This window comes from Paraflavitalea speifideaquila, from assembly GCF_032395985.1.
Lineage (GTDB): Bacteria > Bacteroidota > Bacteroidia > Chitinophagales > Chitinophagaceae > Paraflavitalea > Paraflavitalea speifideaquila.
On record NZ_CP135920.1, the window covers coordinates 8,023,561 to 8,040,826 of the forward strand.

Annotated in this window: 26 protein-coding genes and 4 pseudogenes; 18 read left to right on the forward strand and 12 right to left on the reverse strand. The window is 46.2% G+C overall.

Annotation, left to right across the window (positions count from 1 at the left end; translation table 11 throughout):
- Nucleotides 1-163: 163 nt before the first annotated feature.
- The 5 genes and pseudogenes from RS881_RS55000 to RS881_RS62725 all read right to left on the reverse strand — a co-directional run bounded on the left by RS881_RS55000 (nucleotide 164) and on the right by RS881_RS62725 (nucleotide 2,810).
- Nucleotides 164-604 carry an SRPBCC family protein gene (locus RS881_RS55000; protein WP_315818540.1) on the reverse strand — a complete coding sequence of 147 codons (441 nt, stop codon included), beginning with the start codon at nucleotides 602-604 and terminating at the stop codon, nucleotides 164-166.
- 38 nt (nucleotides 605-642) lie between these two features.
- The gene (locus RS881_RS55005; protein ID WP_315818541.1) at nucleotides 643-918 is read right to left on the reverse strand and encodes an Hpt domain-containing protein; all 276 of its coding nucleotides are present in this window, start codon (nucleotides 916-918) and stop codon (nucleotides 643-645) included.
- A gap of 29 nt (nucleotides 919-947) precedes the next feature.
- Nucleotides 948-1,442 carry a response regulator gene (locus tag RS881_RS55010; protein ID WP_315818542.1) on the reverse strand — a complete coding sequence of 165 codons (495 nt, stop codon included), beginning with the start codon at nucleotides 1,440-1,442 and terminating at the stop codon, nucleotides 948-950.
- A gap of 8 nt (nucleotides 1,443-1,450) precedes the next feature.
- Nucleotides 1,451-1,768, reverse strand: a complete 318-nt coding sequence (locus RS881_RS55015; protein WP_315818543.1) for an AAA-type ATPase lid domain-containing protein — start codon at nucleotides 1,766-1,768, stop codon at nucleotides 1,451-1,453.
- 38 nt (nucleotides 1,769-1,806) lie between these two features.
- Nucleotides 1,807-2,810: pseudogene (locus RS881_RS62725) on the reverse strand (sigma-54-dependent transcriptional regulator).
- 348 nt (nucleotides 2,811-3,158) lie between these two features.
- Between RS881_RS62725 and RS881_RS55030 the strand changes: the two are divergent.
- Genes RS881_RS55030 through RS881_RS55060 form a run of 7 tightly spaced genes read left to right on the forward strand, consistent with a single transcriptional unit; the run spans nucleotide 3,159 to nucleotide 6,504 of the window.
- Nucleotides 3,159-3,470: a hypothetical protein gene (locus tag RS881_RS55030; protein WP_315818546.1), complete on the forward strand. Its 312-nt coding sequence runs from the start codon at nucleotides 3,159-3,161 to the stop codon at nucleotides 3,468-3,470.
- Nucleotides 3,392-3,802, forward strand: coding sequence for a hypothetical protein (locus RS881_RS55035; RefSeq protein ID WP_315818547.1), 411 nt, complete (start codon nucleotides 3,392-3,394; stop codon nucleotides 3,800-3,802). The genes RS881_RS55030 and RS881_RS55035 overlap by 79 nt, the downstream gene beginning before the upstream one ends.
- Nucleotides 3,803-3,840: 38 nt before the next feature.
- Nucleotides 3,841-4,872, forward strand: coding sequence for a RecB family exonuclease (locus RS881_RS55040; protein ID WP_315818548.1), 1,032 nt, complete (start codon nucleotides 3,841-3,843; stop codon nucleotides 4,870-4,872).
- Nucleotides 4,873-4,877: 5 nt separating this feature from the next.
- The gene (locus RS881_RS55045; RefSeq protein ID WP_315818549.1) at nucleotides 4,878-5,036 is read left to right on the forward strand and encodes a hypothetical protein; all 159 of its coding nucleotides are present in this window, start codon (nucleotides 4,878-4,880) and stop codon (nucleotides 5,034-5,036) included.
- A 48-nt stretch (nucleotides 5,037-5,084) separates the two neighbouring features.
- Nucleotides 5,085-5,732 carry an Ig-like domain-containing domain gene (locus RS881_RS55050; protein WP_315818550.1) on the forward strand — a complete coding sequence of 216 codons (648 nt, stop codon included), beginning with the start codon at nucleotides 5,085-5,087 and terminating at the stop codon, nucleotides 5,730-5,732.
- Nucleotides 5,729-6,289 (forward strand): hypothetical protein, encoded by a 561-nt coding sequence (locus tag RS881_RS55055; RefSeq protein WP_315818551.1) that lies wholly within the window; start codon nucleotides 5,729-5,731, stop codon nucleotides 6,287-6,289. The genes RS881_RS55050 and RS881_RS55055 overlap by 4 nt, the downstream gene beginning before the upstream one ends.
- On the forward strand, nucleotides 6,262-6,504 hold the full coding sequence (locus tag RS881_RS55060; protein WP_315818552.1) for a hypothetical protein: 243 nt from the start codon (nucleotides 6,262-6,264) through the stop codon (nucleotides 6,502-6,504). The genes RS881_RS55055 and RS881_RS55060 overlap by 28 nt, the downstream gene beginning before the upstream one ends.
- Nucleotides 6,505-6,569: 65 nt before the next feature.
- On the opposite strand, the gene RS881_RS55065 is transcribed toward RS881_RS55060, so the two are convergent.
- Both RS881_RS55065 and RS881_RS55070 read right to left on the reverse strand, forming a co-directional pair.
- A complete protein-coding gene (locus tag RS881_RS55065) occupies nucleotides 6,570-6,872 on the reverse strand; it encodes a hypothetical protein (protein WP_315818553.1) in 303 nt (100 codons plus the stop codon).
- Nucleotides 6,873-6,989: 117 nt separating this feature from the next.
- Nucleotides 6,990-7,562 (reverse strand): hypothetical protein, encoded by a 573-nt coding sequence (locus tag RS881_RS55070; protein ID WP_315818554.1) that lies wholly within the window; start codon nucleotides 7,560-7,562, stop codon nucleotides 6,990-6,992.
- Nucleotides 7,563-7,919: 357 nt separating this feature from the next.
- Here RS881_RS55070 and RS881_RS55075 point away from each other — a divergent pair.
- The 5 genes and pseudogenes from RS881_RS55075 to metH all read left to right on the forward strand — a co-directional run.
- Nucleotides 7,920-8,341, forward strand: a pseudogene (locus RS881_RS55075) (recombination mediator RecR); the annotation flags it as partial.
- 1 nt (nucleotide 8,342) lies between these two features.
- Nucleotides 8,343-8,540, forward strand: a complete 198-nt coding sequence (locus tag RS881_RS55080) for a hypothetical protein (RefSeq protein WP_315818556.1) — start codon at nucleotides 8,343-8,345, stop codon at nucleotides 8,538-8,540.
- A gap of 296 nt (nucleotides 8,541-8,836) precedes the next feature.
- Nucleotides 8,837-9,229 carry a homocysteine S-methyltransferase family protein gene (locus tag RS881_RS55085; RefSeq protein WP_315818557.1) on the forward strand — a complete coding sequence of 131 codons (393 nt, stop codon included), beginning with the start codon at nucleotides 8,837-8,839 and terminating at the stop codon, nucleotides 9,227-9,229.
- Nucleotides 9,205-9,851 (forward strand): annotated as a pseudogene (locus tag RS881_RS55090) (homocysteine S-methyltransferase family protein). The gene RS881_RS55085 and the pseudogene RS881_RS55090 overlap by 25 nt, the downstream one beginning before the upstream one ends.
- A 15-nt stretch (nucleotides 9,852-9,866) precedes the next feature.
- Nucleotides 9,867-12,556: pseudogene (gene metH / locus RS881_RS55095) on the forward strand (methionine synthase).
- Nucleotides 12,557-12,635: 79 nt separating this feature from the next.
- On the opposite strand, the gene RS881_RS55100 reads toward metH, so the two are convergent.
- The 3 genes from RS881_RS55100 to RS881_RS55110 form a co-directional block, all read right to left on the reverse strand.
- The gene (locus tag RS881_RS55100; RefSeq protein ID WP_315818558.1) at nucleotides 12,636-13,022 is read right to left on the reverse strand and encodes a hypothetical protein; all 387 of its coding nucleotides are present in this window, start codon (nucleotides 13,020-13,022) and stop codon (nucleotides 12,636-12,638) included.
- A 141-nt stretch (nucleotides 13,023-13,163) separates the two neighbouring features.
- On the reverse strand, nucleotides 13,164-13,772 hold the full coding sequence (locus RS881_RS55105) for a DUF5694 domain-containing protein (protein ID WP_315824933.1): 609 nt from the start codon (nucleotides 13,770-13,772) through the stop codon (nucleotides 13,164-13,166).
- The gene (locus RS881_RS55110; RefSeq protein WP_315818559.1) at nucleotides 13,661-14,068 is read right to left on the reverse strand and encodes a hypothetical protein; all 408 of its coding nucleotides are present in this window, start codon (nucleotides 14,066-14,068) and stop codon (nucleotides 13,661-13,663) included. Before RS881_RS55110 ends, RS881_RS55105 begins: the two co-directional genes overlap by 112 nt.
- 645 nt (nucleotides 14,069-14,713) lie before the next feature.
- On the opposite strand from RS881_RS55110, the gene RS881_RS55115 reads away from it, so the two are divergent.
- From RS881_RS55115 to RS881_RS55130, 4 genes are all read left to right on the forward strand, one after another.
- Nucleotides 14,714-14,977, forward strand: coding sequence for a histidine kinase (locus tag RS881_RS55115; protein ID WP_315818560.1), 264 nt, complete (start codon nucleotides 14,714-14,716; stop codon nucleotides 14,975-14,977).
- Nucleotides 14,935-15,288, forward strand: a complete 354-nt coding sequence (locus RS881_RS55120) for a LytS family sensor histidine kinase (protein ID WP_315818561.1) — start codon at nucleotides 14,935-14,937, stop codon at nucleotides 15,286-15,288. The genes RS881_RS55115 and RS881_RS55120 overlap by 43 nt, the downstream gene beginning before the upstream one ends.
- An 87-nt stretch (nucleotides 15,289-15,375) precedes the next feature.
- Entirely contained in the window at nucleotides 15,376-15,837 is a 462-nt protein-coding gene (locus RS881_RS55125) for a LytR/AlgR family response regulator transcription factor (protein WP_315818562.1), read from the forward strand.
- A complete protein-coding gene (locus RS881_RS55130) occupies nucleotides 15,834-16,016 on the forward strand; it encodes a LytTR family transcriptional regulator DNA-binding domain-containing protein (RefSeq protein WP_315818563.1) in 183 nt (60 codons plus the stop codon). Before RS881_RS55125 ends, RS881_RS55130 begins: the two co-directional genes overlap by 4 nt.
- 51 nt (nucleotides 16,017-16,067) lie before the next feature.
- Here RS881_RS55130 and RS881_RS55135 read toward each other — a convergent pair whose 3' ends face one another.
- On the reverse strand, nucleotides 16,068-16,589 hold the full coding sequence (locus RS881_RS55135; RefSeq protein WP_315824934.1) for an LOG family protein: 522 nt from the start codon (nucleotides 16,587-16,589) through the stop codon (nucleotides 16,068-16,070).
- The gene (locus RS881_RS55140) at nucleotides 16,481-16,816 is read right to left on the reverse strand and encodes an SLOG cluster 4 domain-containing protein (RefSeq protein ID WP_315818564.1); all 336 of its coding nucleotides are present in this window, start codon (nucleotides 16,814-16,816) and stop codon (nucleotides 16,481-16,483) included. The genes RS881_RS55135 and RS881_RS55140 overlap by 109 nt, the downstream gene beginning before the upstream one ends.
- Nucleotides 16,817-16,859: 43 nt before the next feature.
- Here RS881_RS55140 and RS881_RS55145 point away from each other — a divergent pair, with 43 nt between their 5' ends.
- The gene (locus RS881_RS55145; RefSeq protein WP_315818565.1) at nucleotides 16,860-17,081 is read left to right on the forward strand and encodes an endonuclease/exonuclease/phosphatase family protein; all 222 of its coding nucleotides are present in this window, start codon (nucleotides 16,860-16,862) and stop codon (nucleotides 17,079-17,081) included.
- The gene (locus RS881_RS55150) at nucleotides 17,060-17,257 is read left to right on the forward strand and encodes a hypothetical protein (RefSeq protein ID WP_315818566.1); all 198 of its coding nucleotides are present in this window, start codon (nucleotides 17,060-17,062) and stop codon (nucleotides 17,255-17,257) included. The genes RS881_RS55145 and RS881_RS55150 overlap by 22 nt, the downstream gene beginning before the upstream one ends.
- The last annotated feature ends 9 nt before the right edge of the window (nucleotides 17,258-17,266 follow it).

Here is a 17,266-nt window from a genome sequence, read left to right on the forward strand (position 1 = left end):
ACCCCAAAACTATAGAGCAGTTATAGAGCAACTATAAAGCTTATATAGAGACGTAGCTACCTGGATAATCCAGCGTTAATCCGGGGACTATACTGGGGTATTTGTAGGAAAGTGTATGCATGGTAGTAGGGTGATTTGCCCCCTCAATTCCCAAACAGTTCTTCTATCTTCTTATACCGGTAAGCAAATATCTGCTGCAGTTTTTCCTGATCTTCCAGGCATGGAGTAGTTCACCCAGCCAGCCACCCGGTATTTTATAGTGCACAATGTCTGTCATCTCCACCCCACCTTCCACTGCCTTAAAGTGATGCTGATGGTGCCACAGGCTGTAAGGGCCATAGCGTTGTTCATCGGCAAAGTATTTCCCGGGCTCTACATGGGTTATCTCGGTCATCCAATACCATTCAATACCCCATAGGGGTTTTATTTTGTATTCAATGATCTGCCCAGGGTATATCCTGTCGCCATGCAGGGTGGACGTAATGGTAAAACGAACATCACCCGGTGTGATCTCCTGTAAATTGGCGGCACTGGAAAAGAAATCCCATGCATCCGGCAGGGATATGGGGATATGCTGTATTGCTTTCAGGGAATGTACACTCATAAATAGGCTATCCTAAACAGCGTTCTTACTATTTGGTTTTACAAAGCGAAGTCTTTTTTTACCTGGGCTGCACAGGCCTTCAAAATGGCCTCTACCTGGTTTACCTGGCCAGGCAACTGGTCTCTATTCACTGCTTTTTTACCGTTTTGCTCTATCTGCCGGATGGTATCCTTCAGGGAACTGATGCCCATAGAGTCAATGGTAGATTTCAGCTTATGGGCCAGTTTACCTACAGCTTCCCAGTTTTGGGCGGCTGTTTCCTGCTGCATATCCAATAAAGAACCAGGCAGGGTATCCAGGAATAATCGCAGCATCCGTTTCACAAATTCCTCATCGCCTCCGGCTATCCCATATACCAGGGAAAGGTTGTATAATTTATCATCATTTCCGATGTCAGGGGCATCACCTCATGTAATGATGCAGATTGAGGGGTGGTCATGTTGGTTAGGTTGTTAGCTATGATGCGGTAAAGGTTGGAATCATTAAAAGGTTTGGGCAGGTAGTCATTCATACCGGCAGCCAAAAAGCGTTCGCGGTCGCCCCTCAGGGCATTGGCGGTAAGGGCCACTATGGGAATACTGGCTTTCCCTGCATCCGTTAATTGGCGGATCTGCCTGGTAGCTTCCAGGCCGTCCATTTCGGGCATATGGATATCCATCAGCACCAGGTCATAGGTATTTTGCTGTACCAGTACCACCGCTTCGCTGCCGTTGGCTGCAATATCTACTTCAAAACCCCAGGCCTCCATCATGTGACGGGCCAGGTATTGGTTGATCTCTACATCTTCGGCCACCAGTATCCGCCGTTTTCCGAGGGACTGATAATTCAGTGCTGTCATATTACCGCTTATTTGGTGGATAATTCACCGGCCTGTATCATGCGGTAGATGGTCGACTTGCCAATGTCCAGCTTCTTGGCTACCAGCAATACATCTTTATCATACTTATCCAGGTAGTGCTGTATGATATGTATATCAAAATCCTTGAGGGTTCTTTCCTTACTCAACAGGTCATTCACGGCAGCCACGGTATTGATGGTTATATGCTCGGGCTGCACGGTATCACCATCGGCCATTACAGCCGATAATTCCATTACGGACTTCAACTCGCGTACATTACCAGGGAAAGTATATTGTAGTAATTTCTGCTGGGCATCTGTCGACAAAGTTTTCTTCTCAATTCCATTGTCTTTACAAAACAGGTCTATAAAAACCTGGCCAGCAAAATGATATCGTTCCCCCGTTCGCGCAGGGCAGGTAATTGAAATGGCAATCCAATAAGCCGGTAGTACAGGTCTTCCCGGAATGTTTTCTTTTGCACCTCTTCCAACAGGTTGCGGTGGGTAGCTACAATGATGCGCGCATTTACAGGCACCACTTCATTACCCCCGATCCGGATAATCTCTCTTTCCTGCAATACCCGAAGCAGCTTGGCCTGCAGACTAATATCCATTTCACCAATCTCATCCAGGAATAGGGTACCCCATTGGCTTCTTCAAACTTGCCAATGCGGCGGGTAACAGCGCCGGTAAAGGCGCCTTTTTCATGGCCGAAGAGTTCGCTTTCAATCAGCTCCTTGGGAATCGCGGCTACGTTCACAGCTACAAAGGGCTTCTTTTGCCGGTCCGAGTTATAATGGATGGCTTTGGCTACCATTTCCTTCCCGGTACCCGTTTCGCCGGCTATGGATACGGTAATATTGGTTTTACAGGCTTTTTCAATCAGGCCATACACTTTGTCCATGACCTCACTTTTGCCGATCAGGAACTTAGAATAGTCGTATTTCTTACCCACCTGCTCTTTTAACTGCTCCACTTCCTGGCGTAGGCCTACAATTTCTTTCAGGTGCAGTAGGGTATTCCACAACCTGTCTTTCACATCATCGTCTTTTACAATGTAGTCAAAGGCCCCATTTTTCAGCAAACTGATGGCGGTGCCTACATCTTCCTGCCCGGAGATGATAATAACCTGAATATCAGGGTTTACCTCGCGTATTTTTTTCAGTACGGCACTTCCATCCATATCGGGCATGGAATAGTCGAGGGTCACCACATCGGGCCGTTCATGGAGCTGATTAAAAAAGGCGGTAGAGCTTTCAAAGCGTTTTACTTCATTATCCGGATTGAGAGAAAGATAATGTTCAAGCATGGAACCATACCAAACATCATCTTCCAGGACGAAAATCCTGAGGGCGTGCTGATTTTTCATTGTAAAGGACTAAATATTACTATATAAACGTATGAACCACAAAAAAGTATTCCCAAAATGAAGATTATTTCCGCAAATGAGAAAAGTCTCTCCTATCTCATCCAGTTGGCAGGGGCCGGTTCATAGGTAAGGAGGCTGGTTTACAGACATTTGTTGGGGCCGGCCTGACTGTTATAGTTGGCGTTATCCCTGTTAGTGAGGGCAGGGTTTCCGCGCCGTTTATCATCCAGTTATACTTCGGTTAGGCCTCGACTATCCATTTTTGGGAATGCTTGAACAGGTAGTCAGCATGGCTGATAAACTGCCTCCCTCCTCCTCATCCATATTGTTTGCTCCTTAACTTTGGCTATGTTCAGCCAGCAACCACCTTTATCCGAACTGGAGCGTATAGAGCTGTTTACCCGGCTTATTGACGCCTTTCCCAAAGGGCATCCACTGAAACGTTACCGGGGCGATGTATACCATGAGCTCAATAATTTCGAGGTACTTTTCCGCACCATGAAGCGGCAGGGGTGGACCTCCACGCATATCAACGGCCAGGTAGCCGATTACCTCGGCAGCCTGGAAGCTCCCAGCGGGCTATGGCAGAAGAATGGACAGAACAATTGCAGGCTGCGGTGCATGAATATGATAATTACCAGGTTTTATTGCGCCAGCTAAACCGGGATGACGTACCAGAGGAAAATGCACTGGCAGTCCCTGCCAACAATCAACTGGCTGAACTCCTCGAAAATCCACTCATAGAAAAGATCATCCAACTCTTGAATTACCTCGCTTCGGAAAAGGAGATCCCCAATAGTGGCGATGATTTGTTGTTTGAGTTATTGCACAGTGCATGGTTCGATATCCCTTCGCGCGACATCCTACAGCTCACCATCGAGGTTGCTGACCGGCAGTACACAGAATACATTACCTCTTTGCGCAGGCTCTTGAATGAAAAGGTCAATACGCCTCCCAAAAACCTGTTTACGCCCCCATTCCCGAAGGAATGAAGCGGGCCTCCATGGCTATCGAAAAACTGATTGCGCTGGTGGGAAACCAACCAATTCCCGTATTATTTGATCATCTGCTTCGAGAAACAGGCCTTGACACTTACATCCAGCATCACAGCGATAAGGAGAGCCTGGAAACCATTGTTGCCAGGTTTACCGCTTTTATTCAGGAAGAAGCAAGTCGTAATCCGGCTATGAATCTATCGTTATTGGTAAAATTGCTCACCCTGAAAAGGAGAATGGCCAGGTATGCACCGGTGGTTGAGCTCAATGGGCAAGTGCAGGCGCTACAGGCGCTCACGCCACTTTATCAACCATTGGTATCATCTACAACGGAAGAAACATCGGATATTTCCACGGCAGCCATAGAATGGGAGTCTGCACAAGGGCCAAGGATCGAAGCGCTTGAACCGGCTGTTGAAAATAAACTACTGCAGCGGTTTGTGCTGCATGCCACGGCACTCAACAGCTACCTCCGCTGCCCTTTGGATTTTTATTACAATATCCTTATCCGCATTCCCTTTCCCCGGAATGAAGCCACCGAATTTGGCTCGGCCGTCCACTTTGCATTGGAGCAGCTATTCCGGAAAATGCAGTCCAGCCAAAACATATTCGCTGCTAAAGAGTCATTTATTAAAGATTTTGAAGGGTACCTGCACCGCCGCCGGGCCAGTTTTACGCAAGAGCAGTTTACCCGCCGGTTAAACTATGGCCGTGAAGTATTGGGCAATTATTACGATGAATACGCCGGCTCGTGGAATACGATTGTAACAGTGGAAAGGAATTTCAGGAATATCGTTGTGAATGGGGTACCACTCAAAGGCAAGATCGACAAGCTGGAATTTGATGGGCGCTCGGCCAACCTGGTAGATTATAAAACAGGGGATCCTGAAAAATCAAGAGACAGGTTGGCGGCTCCCGGGGCAGCCAATCCCCTGGGTGGCGAGTACTGGCGGCAGGCTGTACTCTATAAGATCCTTGTTGATAATTACCCGCAAAAAGAATGGAAGGTTACAAGTGCCGAGTTTGATTTTATTGAACCCGATAAAAAGGATATTATCATAAAGTAAAGTTATTGATCACACCAACAGATATGGAGATCGTAACACGGCAGTTCACTACTGTATGGCAACGCATCCGCTCCCGCCAATTTTATACGGGTTGCGGCAAGCCCGGTTGCCACTGGTGTCATTTTGTTAAAACCTACGGACTGGCAACTGGGCCACATGAATAATCCAGCCAAACAAGCTATGTTTGCACCTTATTGAAGTTGTTTATATCCATGAAGCAGGTATTATCCATTCTTTTCATTATAGTAGTTATTGCACAATTCCAGGTATTCACGGTAGGCTGCGCCAATATCATCCCTCCTAATGGTGGTCCCAAGGACTCATTGCCTCCATTATTGCTCAGGGTTAACCCGGCAGATTCAACCAGGCACTTCACAGGCAAGAAGATCGTATTTGAGTTTGATGAATTCATTGCTCCACCCGAAAACCTCCAGGAAAACCTGCTGGTATCGCCCGTTCCTAAATTAACACCCCTCGTTTCCAGTAAACTTAGAACGCTTACGGTGACCATTAAGGACACGCTGGAAGATAATACCACTTATGCTATCAATTTTGGAAATGCCATTAAGGATATTAATGAAGGAAATATACTGAAAGGTTTTACCTATGTTTTCACTACAGGGGCATCTATCGACTCCCTGACGGTATCGGGAAAAGTGATTGTGGCCGAAACGGGCAAAACAGATTCTACGCTCATAGCGGTATTGCATAGAAATACAGATGATTCGGCAGTCATTAAAGAACGGCCCCGGTATGTAGCCAAGGTAGACAGGGATGGCAATTTTACTTTTCACCACCTACCTGTTGGCAGTTATGCACTCTATGCCTTCAAGGATGAGGGGGACAGCGCAAATACATGAACAAAAGTCAGCTTTTTGCTTTTGCCGATACGCTGGTAGATACACGTCAAAAACAATCTTTTACGTTATACGCCTATACGGAAAAGGAAGAAGAAAAGGATAAAAACAAAACGACCACCCCAGCGGTAAGGCCAACAGCTACCAAAAACGCTACGCAGGATAAACGGTTGAAAATTGAGACCAATCTGGCCAACCAGGAACTGGACTTGCTGGGTAACCTGGAGATCAATTTCAGGGCGGCTCCATTAAGATCCTTTGACTCGTCTAAAGTAAAGTTCGTTAACGAAAAGTATGAGCCACTTACGGGCTACCACTTTATCACGGATACCAGCAATAAGAAGATTACGCTGCAATACAAATGGGAAGCCAATACAGCTTATAACCTCATTGTAGACAAGGAATTTGCCGAAGATACGCTGGGTCATAAACTGCTGCGTACGGATACGCTGAACTTCCGTACCAAGAAAGAAAGCGACTATGGCCTTGTAAGGCTCCGCTTCCTGAACCTGGATCTTTCAAAAACCCGGTATTGCAATTTGTGCAAAGTGACCAGGTAAAGATCAGTCACGTGTTTACCGACCGTAATTTCAACGCTAAACTTTTTGTGCCCGGAGAATATGACCTGCGCATTTTATATGATGCCAATAAAAATGGTATCTGGGACCCCGGCGAGTTCTTTGGCAAACACCTGCAACCGGAGAAAGTAATGCCTGTTCCCCGCAAGCTCACCATAAAGGCCAAATGGGACAATGAGGTAGATATTACTTTGTAAGGTGAACACCTATTTTCGATTAAACCGGTAACCTATTCTAAGAGCGTAAATACTGGGCTTAGTTTTTATATAAAAAAGCGTTCAAAACTCCCTCCAACTTTTGCTAATAACCCGATATCGAAGGTATTATTAATGATGCCCCCTACACGGATGGTACCATCAACCCAGCCTTTTTCAAAGTCCAGTAAATTCTTCTGTGGATTGTTTTCATTGCCCCGGGTCACATACTCATTTGTAGGATAGGTAGAAAAGTTGTATTGAATACCAGCCCCGAAGTATACCTTGTAAGTAGGCTTTCTGAGAAAGTTATACAATACAGACACGGCAGGGGTAAGGTTATTTTGTTTTAGGGTATAGGTTGCATCCACTTTTTACCTGTGTATTTAAGGGAAGAATAGAAAAGATCTATTCGTAGTGAAAAGTCTTGTAAATTCCTGCTTGATAATATATCCATACCCACGCCTGCCGAATAACCCACATTGCCGCTATAGTCCAAAGTAGCCAATGCAGTACTTCCGCCTACATTCATAGTAGAATAAACAGGTCCTGCTGCCACAAAAATTGAGGTTTTTCTTATGCTTTCCCTTCACCGGTACCTGGTTAATTCCAGCAATCAACGGCAAGAGATCGTCTTCTTCGTACCCTGCCCGGTCCAATAGCCTCAACAACCTACCTTCCTGTATATGACCCCGTATATAGGTCCGCAACTGATCCTGGAAAATTGGCCGACGTTGAATGGACGACAGCTTACGACTATAATATACCTTATACTGCAGTTCCTGGTAATCACCTGGCTGCTCGCTGATATAAAAATGAGATTTGGTATCTACCAATTCATACAAGGATACCTTGGGGCCTTTTATTATTATACGCAAGAACACAGTATCAATCTCTTGCTTATTTTCGTCAACCACATCGGGGTCGGGTAGTTCGGTTGGATCACTGGGTTTTACCAGCAGCATGTCTTTGGACACAATAGCCCGTAAGAATGAATCATTACCATTTATCTGAAAGCCGTTCAGATCATCAAGACCATATTGAACTGGTTCATTTCCCATTTCCTTTTAAAGCTGATCTTCCGGGGTTTATGCGCCATTCGCGATAATCTATGAGACCACTTACCTGCTGACCACTTTTCAGTAATACTGATCCGGGTTGATAATTAGTTTGGCCAAATACAGCAAATGAATGAAGCAACAGCAACAGGGCTAATAACGAAGTATATGTTTTTTCATGTGTTGGGGGGTTAAGGGAGAACCGGTATAAGTAAACGAATATAGTCAAAATGAAATTGTATTTATATAAGGGCCAAAGCAGAAAATGGCAGCATTTCGCTGCAAGAAATGTGGGGGTATAAGGCTGATTATTGTACGCTAACCAAGGGCCCTGCAAGACGAAAAGCGTATCTTTGCCGTATGCAATTTTCGTCTGCTTTACTGGAAAATGCCGTGAATGAGTTTGCCAAATTGCCGGGTATTGGTAAGAAGACCGCTTTGCGGCTGGTACTGCATATCCTGAAGCAGGATACGGAAAAAGCGGAACATTTCGGAGAATCCATTACCAAGATGCGCCGGGAGATCAGGTTTTGCCAGCGTTGCTACAATGTGGCCGATGCTGATATATGTTCCATCTGCGCCAATTCGTTGCGCAGGCAGGAGCTGGTATGTGTAGTGGAGAATATCCGCGATGTGATCGCCATTGAAAGTACACAGCAATTCAGCGGCACGTACCATATCCTGGGGGTATTATTTCGCCCCTGGATGGCATAGGCCCCGATCAGCTTCATATTGAGGCGCTTATACAGCGGGTACAGAAAGAAAAGATCGAAGAGATCATTTTTGCCCTCAATCCCAATATCCAGGGAGATACGACGATCTATTATATTCAGAAAAAAATTACAATCATTTCCTGTTCGTATTACTACCATTGCCCGGGGTATTGCCTTTGGCGGAGAACTGGAATATGCCGACGAAATGACGCTGGCCCGGTCCATCACCAACCGCCTTCCGGTAGAAAGCTATGTATCCAACCGGTAATAGGCGCTCTTTCAGCCCTGTTTTGATATTAAGCCAACATAATGTAGCTTTGCGGTCTGATCGCAGGCGGATTTGTTTATTGTTCGGCCTGTAGCCCATTCAGGGGCACACTTCCACACAGTATCCGGAAGTGCAAAAACGGAACTAATAAACGCCAGGAAAACCTTCATACCATTTTCCCAACGTTTATGATGTTCTGAATACCGAACAGTACTCACTCACTGCCTGTTAATCTTATGCAATCACCAATGCTACCAACCGTTAAAAGGAGCCGGCGGCAATAAAAATTTACGCATATGGACATCAGGAAAGAATTAGACAAACGCATATTGATCATAGATGGAGCCATGGGCACCATGATCCAGCGGTATAAACTGGAAGAAGCCGATTACCGGGGCGAACGTTTTAAAGACTGGCACCTGGATGTAAAGGGCAATAATGACCTGCTGTGCATTACACAGCCGCATATCATTGAAGAGATCCATAGTCAATACCTGGAGGCGGGAGCCGATATTATTGAAACCAATACATTCTCCAGCACCACGATTGCCATGGCCGACTATGAAATGCAGGAGCTGGCTTATGAGCTCAATGTGGCAGCCGCCCAATGCGGTCGCCGGGCTGCCGATAAGTATACGCAAAAGATCCCTCCAAACCCCGCTTTGTGGCAGGCGCCATCGGTCCGCTGAATAAAACACTCAGCTTGTCGCCCGATGTAAACAACCCTGGTTTTAGGGCACTCACCTTTGATGAGGCCATGACGGCCTATTATGAACAGGTAAAAGGGCTGGTAGAAGGGGCGTTGACATCATCTTAATCGAAACCATTTTTGATACGCTCAATGCCAAGGCGGCCATTTATGCTACCAAAAAGTTCTTCCAGGACACCCAAAAGCCCGAGCTGCCCATTATGATCAGCGGCACCATCACTGATGCCTCTGGCCGTACGCTGAGTGGGCAAACGCTGGAAGCCTTTTATACTTCGGTATTCCATGCCAAACCATTGAGCATTGGCCTTAATTGCGCCCTGGGTGCCGCAGAAATGCGCCCGCATATTGAGGAGCTGAGTCAGATAGCAGCCTGCTATACCTCTGCCTATCCCAATGCGGGTTTGCCCAATGCTATGGGCGAATACGATGAGCTGCCCGAAGAAACAGCACATTTTATTGAAGACTGGGCCGCACAAGGTTTTGTGAACATCGTTGGTGGTTGTTGCGGTACCACACCCGATCATATCAGGCATATTGCGGATCACGTTAAAAAAATAGCTCCCGGAAATTACCCATACTGGAAGAGGTATTGTAATTGCTGAAACTCAAAAACAACTATGTCCGAACAAGTCATTATCAAGCCTTACTTACGGCTATCAGGCCTGGAACCACTGGTGGTGCGACCGGAGACCAATTTTGTGAACGTGGGAGAACGTACCAACGTTACCGGCTCGAAGAAGTTTGCCCGCCTCATCAGGGAAAACAAATATGAAGAGGCCCTTAGTGTGGCCCGCCAGCAGGTTGAAAGCGGCGCTCAGGTACTGGATGTGAACATGGACGATGCACTGTTGGATGGTGTAAAAGCCATGACCACCTTCCTCAACCTGGTACAAAGTGAGCCGGATATTGCCAAGATACCCATTATGATCGACAGCTCGAAGTTCGAGATCATTGAAGCGGGCCTGAAATGTGTACAGGGTAAATGCATTGTGAACTCCATCTCCATGAAGGAAGGGGTTGACAAGTTCATCCGGGAGGCACGTATCTGTAAGCTCTTTGGCGCTGCAGTAGTAGTAATGGCTTTTGACGAACAAGGACAGGCAGATACATTACAACGCCGGGTAGATATTTGTACCCAGGCCTACAATATATTGACGCAAGAAGTAGGTTTCACTCCCCAGGATATCATTTTCGACCCCAATATATTTGCCATCGCCACGGGTATTGAGGAGCACAACAATTACGCAATAGATTTTATTGAGGCTTGTAAGATCATCAAGCAACGGATGCCACTGGCCAAGATCAGTGGTGGGGTAAGTAATATATCTTTCTCATTCCGGGGTAATGACCACGTGCGGGAAGCCATGCACAGTGTATTCCTGCTGTATGCCATTAAGGCCGGCATGGATATGGGTATTGTGAATGCCGGGCAGTTGGTGGTATATGATCAAATAGAACCGCAGCTGCGGGAGCTGTGTGAAGATGTGGTGCTAAATCGCCGGCCAGATGCTACTGACCGCCTGATCAGCTTTGCCGAAACGGTAAAAGCCAAAGGCAAGGTAGAAGTAAAAGACGAAGCATGGCGTGGTGGTACGGTTCAGCAGCGCTTAACACATGCCCTGGTAAATGGTATTACTGATTATATAGAAGCGGATACAGAAGAAGCCCGTCAGCAATATGCCCGCCCGCTGGAAGTGATCGAAGGGCCGCTGATGGATGGTATGAATGTGGTGGGTGACCTGTTTGGCAGTGGAAAGATGTTCCTGCCGCAGGTGGTAAAGAGTGCGCGGGTAATGAAGAAAAGTGTGGCGGTACTGACACCCTTCATTGAAGAAGAGAAAAAGAACAATCCCCTTGCCCAGCAAGGGGGCGCTGCACGTATCCTGCTGGCCACGGTAAAAGGAGATGTTCACGACATTGGTAAAAATATTGTAGGGGTTGTACTGGGTTGTAACGGATATGATATTATAGACCTGGGTGTGATGGTACCGGCGGATAAGATCCTGGAAACAGCCCAGAAAGAGCAAGTGGATATTATTGGGTTAAGTGGCCTGATCACACCTTCATTGGATGAAATGGTACACGTAGCCAAAGAAATGAAACGGCGTAATATGAAACAGCCCTTGCTCATTGGCGGCGCTACCACTTCACGCATGCATACGGCGGTAAAGATTGCCCCGGAATATGACCTAGGCGTGGTGCACGTATTAGATGCCTCGCGCAGTGTAACAGTGGCCGGTTCGCTCTTAAGCAATGAACAAAAGCCCGATTTCCTGGGTAAGATCAGCAAGGAATACACGAAGCTGAAGGAAGACTTTGGCAATAAGAAATCGGCCAAGCAATACCTGCCCTTTGCACAGGCACAAAAGAATAAGGTAAAGATCGACTGGGCCAACTTTACACCCGTTAAGCCAACTTTCACAGGTGTCAAAGTATTTGAAACATACGACCTGGGAGAGATTGCTGAATATATAGACTGGGGGCCTTTCTTTATTGCCTGGGAATTGCATGGCAAATTTCCGCAGATATTGAAAGATGAGAAAGTAGGAAAAGAAGCTACGAAGCTGTATGAAGATGCCAAGGAACTGCTGGCTACCATCATCAAAGAAAAATGGCTTACACCCGTGGCGTGATCGGCTTTTGGCCTGCACAGGCTACTGCCGATGATACGGTGGAAGTATACAGTGATAAAGGAACCGTGCAGCTCGATTTCCTGCGCCAGCAGGTGAAGAAAGCAGCCGATCAACCCAATATCAGTCTGGCTGACTTTATCAAGCCCGCCAATGGGGTGGCTACACCGGCTGATTATATGGGCGCCTTCACGGTTACGATGCAAGGTATCGAACCGCATGTGGAAGCATTTGCCAAAAACATGGATGATTACAATAAGATCATGTTGCAGGTACTGGCCGACCGGTTTGTAGAAGCCTTTGCCGAGTTGCTGCATGCGCGGGTGCGTAAAGAATTCTGGGGTTATGCCACGGACGAGCATTTAACGAATGAACAGTTGATCAGTGAACAGTATTCGGGTATTCGCCCTGCGCCTGGTTATCCTGCCTGCCCTGACCACACAGAAAAATACAAACTGTTTGATATGCTGGGCGGCAAAGAAACCACGGGTATCACACTTACTGAATCGCTGGCGATGTATCCTGCTTCTTCGGTAAGCGGCTGGTATTTTGCCAACCCGGAAAGTAAATATTTCGGGATCGGTAAAATTGAAAAAGACCAGTTTGAGGATTATGCCAAACGTAAAGGCATGCCGTTAGAGGAAGCAGAGCGCTGGCTGAGGCCGGTATTGGAGTAGTTACGAAAAGCAATAGCTATATTTACAAAAGCTGCCGGACCTGTTGATCCGGCAGCTTTTTATTTGAGCATCATTCACTCTATCTTTTATTTTTAGTATCAAGCCACTCCTGCACATCTTTTGCATTTCTCAATCCCACGATCAACATCACATACACGACGACCTTTAGAATCAACCCCTGGAAAATGCTGGAAGGCTGGAAGTAGGCCGCCAATAAAATAATGCCTGTATAAACACAGAGGGCGGTAATGATCGCTGTATAGGGTTTTCTTTTGGTCCAAAGCGCCAGTGCAGCAAAGACGCCGGCGAAGAAGACATAAATACCGATAGTAATGTATTTCGCAAGGTCGTCCATGGGCGGGATCAGAAAGATGGGAACCAATTGGAGCGCCGCAATTACAAACAGCAGGATACGGGCATTGCGCACAGGCTTATCATATCCTTCCATGGAATTGTAATCGTACATGTCTTCCAGCAGGTTCTCTTGCTGTGGCGTTGATTCGGGTGCTTTTTCGGGTTGTTGGGGTTTTGTTCCATTTGGGGGCGTTTATTACAACTAATTTATACTCTTTTCATTTTACCGGCAACAACTTTCAGCTATCAACGCTTATTTTAATTTACCAGCAGCTTGCATCTTCAGGGCCAGGGATTTCAATTCCACTACTTCAAATTCGGGAGAAGCTTCAAAACAATGCTTCAGGATGGGCATATGTCCATTGCCAAAGAGCACCATTATGCGATCTTCGGGACTGGGTTTTGTTTGCAATATCTTATTGAAGATACGCAGGTTACGGTCGTACCAGCCCAATGCCTGGATATCGGGTCCGCTGTTGTTGGTGGTATTGAACCCACCCGCCAGGTAATGCCCATGCATACGGCGCAGGACATGAGGATCGGCCATGAGGAGGAAGCTTTCCAGGAGGGTATTCGACAATTCCACAGAATCGCTCAGATCATAAAAACGCATATACCTTTTAGTAAAGGATTTGTCCCGGTCAGCATTGACCGGTGTGTCGCTGTTCCACATGCTGTCAATGAATTTGTATTTCTTATAATTTTCATTGGCAAAAGCATTGGCATCCACCGCATACAATTTGGGATGATTCAGTTCTTTGGCCAGGCGGAAAGCAAGCTGGTCTCTCTCATCCCGGCCCAGTGTATAGCTTCCCTGGCGGTAAGCATTGTAAATAGAATCAGTATAGCGCTGGCTACGGATTCAACATAAATACGGGTAGGCTTAAAGGATGCGAGTACATCTACCAGTTGCCGGATCTCCTTTTGTCTACGGGGCGACAACACATCCATCATTTTAGACGAGTCTGTTTTGTGGCCGTCAAGATTGGGGTAGCTAAAATGGAACGACCCAAGCAAGAGGGCCTTTGTGGGAAGATTGGCGGGATCAATGAGTATTTTATCAGGGTCCAGTTGGTTTAGTTTTTTCCAATTAACGGTTTGGGTATTGGCCTGATAGCCGCAAATAATAATGAAGAATAGTACATGTAGCAATTTCATGGCGATTATTTTCAACAAAGTAAGCAGTCTCCTTACTCGGCTAAGTTTCTGATCTGCTAACCAGGGGGTTCTGTCTGCAAGTGTCATAAGCACACGCTTCTGGTTTTGGAAGATGAAAAGGAGGGTTTGGCAGATAAAAGACGGGAGTAGGTTTATCAGCAAAAAATAATATGTTTACCTGTAATAGATTTGGGTATGCGTAAGCATTTGTTGAAGATCATGCTGTTTTATACGGTATTTGAGCTGCTCCGACAGGGTGCGGAGGGCGTTTCTAATTGGGTAAGGGGGAAAACGCTTTTTTTTTTGGCTGGAGAGTGCCCAGGACCGAACGCTTACTATTGGAGGCTATTTTATCTTTCTCCTATATCCGATCGCATCCTATTTGATATTTCAAAAGGTATTCGGAAAGAGCAAAAGGCTGGCTGTAATGTATTGGATCGTCGGCATGGTTGTCATTATCTCCATCCGCTATGCTGTAGAAGAATTAGCCTATCCTGCTCTCTTTGAATTCCGGAATTACCGGGCAGGTGTATCGCTGCTGTATTATTACCTCGACAATACTTACTTCGCTGTCCTGTATTCAGCATTTGGGATTGTATACTTTTTTGTACAGCGGGGCGGGAGCACCAGCTACGGGAATCTCAGTTGCAGCTGGTCAATAAGCAAACGGAATTATCGTTCCTGCGTTCACAGATCAACCCGCATTTCCTGTTCAATAGCCTCAATAATATTTATTCGCTGGTATATCACCAGAGTGATCAATCGCTGACAGCCATCGCCAAATTATCAGACCTGTTGCGCTATATGCTTTATGATTCCAATGAGAAAGTACCGCTTCAAAAGAGCTGGATTATATTCATAAATACATGGAGCTGCAGCAAATGCGGTTTGACCATCCATTACCGGTGAAGCTGGATTTGACTGGTAATCCCGGTAAGGCAAGTATCCCTCCACTGCTGTTGATCCCCTTCGTGGAAAACGCATTCAAGCATGGAGATACCAAAAACGGGAATGAGGTAGGGATGAAGGTGTACGCAGATGAAGCAGTGATCCGCTTTGGGATCACCAATGTAGTAGGTAATCATCAAAAGGATACGAGCGGCGGCATTGGGCTGGAAAATGTGCAAAGGAGGCTGGAATTGTTGTATCCGGGACGGCATACGCTGCGGGTACAGCAAACAAAAGATATATTTGAAGTTGAATTGGAGATCAGGAAATGACAACTGTAAAAACGATATCGTGTGTAGTTGTGGACGATGAACCACTGGCTTTGAAGCTGATGGCAGACTATGTGCAAAAACGCCTTTTTGCAATTGAAGGAGCAAACTACCAATCCCATGAAAGCCATTGAATGGGTACAACAGGGTGCGGTAGACCTGTTGTTTCTTGATATCCAGATGCCGGAATTGACCGGCTTACAGTTGATGAAGATCATAGGGCATAAATGTAAAGTGATTGTAACTACTGCTTATACAGATTATGCATTGGATGGCTATGAATTTGATGTGATCGATTATCTGCTGAAACCGGTAACTTTTGACCGTTTCCTGGTAGCCGCACACAAAGCCCGTGAAAGAATGACCACGGAGCCGGCCCTCATTATTCAAACACCTCCTATCACAACGGTTGCGCCCAGCTATATTTTCGTGAAAACGGAATATAAGATCCAGAAGATAGACCTGACAGCCATCCTATATATGGAGGGGCTGCGTGATTATGTAGCCATTTATACCACAGCAGGCAAAAAATACTTACGCTACAAAGTATGAGAAGTTTCCAGGAGCAATTACCCGATAGTCAATTTATCAGGGTACACAAATCCTACCTGGTGGCTTTGGATAAGATCCAGTTCATTGAACGCAACCGCATTGTCATTGACGGCAACTATATTCCTATTGGCGAAACTTACCAGGAAGGGTTTCAGCAGCGGCTGAATATGAAAGGATGAGCAGCGAGCTTTGAGCTACGAGCTGCGAGCCGCTTGCATCGGTTGACGTTATTACTTCTTCTCAAACAGCCACCAACGGCGTTTGGTGGGTTTTATTTGGTAATTCTTCTGAATGTAAGTATGGATATGTTGCATGGCATCCTCTACGCTATCGGTCAATAAAACCAGGTTCAGGTCTTCCCGGGCAATGGTACCCTGGGTGGCCATATACTCCAGGTAGTCCCATAATTCCCGGTGGTACTCCTTTCCATACAATACGATGGGGAATTGGGTGATGGTTTTGGTTTGTACGAGGGTAAGGGTTTCAAAAAACTCATCGAGGGTGCCAAATCCACCGGGCATGATCACAAAAGCATAGGAATATTTTACCATGACCACTTTACGCACAAAGAAGTACTCAAAAGTGATGGATTTATGAAGCCAGGGGTTTGCTTGTTGTTCAAAAGGAAGGCGGATATTACAGCCTACAGAGTTGCCGCCATTTTCATAAGCCCCCGGTTGGCAGCTTCCATAATACCCGGGCCCCCGCCGGTCATGGTGGTAAACCCTGTTTCGGCAATCCGCTGGCCAAATTCCCTTGCCTTTTCATAATAGGGATGGTCTTCTTTAAAGCGGGCCGACCCAAATACGGTAATACAAGGCCCCAGGAAATGGAAGTTCCGGAACCCCTTGATAAATTGGGTAAATACTCTCCACGCAAAGGACAATTCATAGGTACGGGGCTTGGGACCATCCAGGTACACATGCTCTTTGGGCGGAATGATCGGCTTAATACTGGTCTTAACTGATGTAGCTTCCATATCAATACTGTAAATTGCTTTCCAAATGTAAAAATAAATAATCATGCGTATCCTCAGCTATAATGTAAATGGCATCCGTGCGGCCATGAACAAGGGGCTTATCGACTGGCTGAAAACAGATCCGGCCGATATCATCTGCCTCCAGGAAACGAAAGCACACAGGGACAATGTAGACCACAAGCAATTCACCAACCTCAATTATCACGATTACTGGTTCAGTGCCCAGAAAAAGGATATAGCGGCGTGGCGGTATTCACCAAAATAAAACCCGACAACATAGTGTATGGTACGGGGCACCAGGTAAGTGATGATGAAGGGCGTGTAATTCAACTGGACTTTGGTGATATCCGATTGATCAATGCTTATTTCCCATCGGGTACTTCAGGCGACGAACGCCAGACTTACAAATACCAATGGCTGGATGAGTTTTTGTCTATTTAAATGACCTAA

Excerpts from the sequence above, each read along its gene's own strand:
- RS881_RS55000 (WP_315818540.1), bottom strand. The coding sequence starts at position 604 with ATGAGTGTACATTCCCTGAAAGCAATACAGCATATCCCCATATCCCTG.
- RS881_RS55005 (WP_315818541.1), bottom strand. The coding sequence starts at position 918 with ATGCTGCGATTATTCCTGGATACCCTGCCTGGTTCTTTATTGGATATG.
- RS881_RS55010 (WP_315818542.1), bottom strand. The coding sequence starts at position 1,442 with ATGACAGCACTGAATTATCAGTCCCTCGGAAAACGGCGGATACTGGTG.
- RS881_RS55030 (WP_315818546.1), top strand. The coding sequence starts at position 3,159 with ATGTTCAGCCAGCAACCACCTTTATCCGAACTGGAGCGTATAGAGCTG.
- RS881_RS55035 (WP_315818547.1), top strand. The coding sequence starts at position 3,392 with ATGGCAGAAGAATGGACAGAACAATTGCAGGCTGCGGTGCATGAATAT.
- RS881_RS55050 (WP_315818550.1), top strand. The coding sequence starts at position 5,085 with ATGAAGCAGGTATTATCCATTCTTTTCATTATAGTAGTTATTGCACAA.
- RS881_RS55055 (WP_315818551.1), top strand. The coding sequence starts at position 5,729 with ATGAACAAAAGTCAGCTTTTTGCTTTTGCCGATACGCTGGTAGATACA.
- RS881_RS55070 (WP_315818554.1), bottom strand. The coding sequence starts at position 7,562 with ATGGGAAATGAACCAGTTCAATATGGTCTTGATGATCTGAACGGCTTT.
- RS881_RS55085 (WP_315818557.1), top strand. The coding sequence starts at position 8,837 with ATGGACATCAGGAAAGAATTAGACAAACGCATATTGATCATAGATGGA.
- RS881_RS55100 (WP_315818558.1), bottom strand. The coding sequence starts at position 13,022 with ATGTACGATTACAATTCCATGGAAGGATATGATAAGCCTGTGCGCAAT.
- RS881_RS55110 (WP_315818559.1), bottom strand. The coding sequence starts at position 14,068 with ATGAAATTGCTACATGTACTATTCTTCATTATTATTTGCGGCTATCAG.
- RS881_RS55120 (WP_315818561.1), top strand. The coding sequence starts at position 14,935 with ATGGAGCTGCAGCAAATGCGGTTTGACCATCCATTACCGGTGAAGCTG.
- RS881_RS55130 (WP_315818563.1), top strand. The coding sequence starts at position 15,834 with ATGAGAAGTTTCCAGGAGCAATTACCCGATAGTCAATTTATCAGGGTA.
- RS881_RS55140 (WP_315818564.1), bottom strand. The coding sequence starts at position 16,816 with ATGGAAGCTACATCAGTTAAGACCAGTATTAAGCCGATCATTCCGCCC.
- RS881_RS55145 (WP_315818565.1), top strand. The coding sequence starts at position 16,860 with ATGCGTATCCTCAGCTATAATGTAAATGGCATCCGTGCGGCCATGAAC.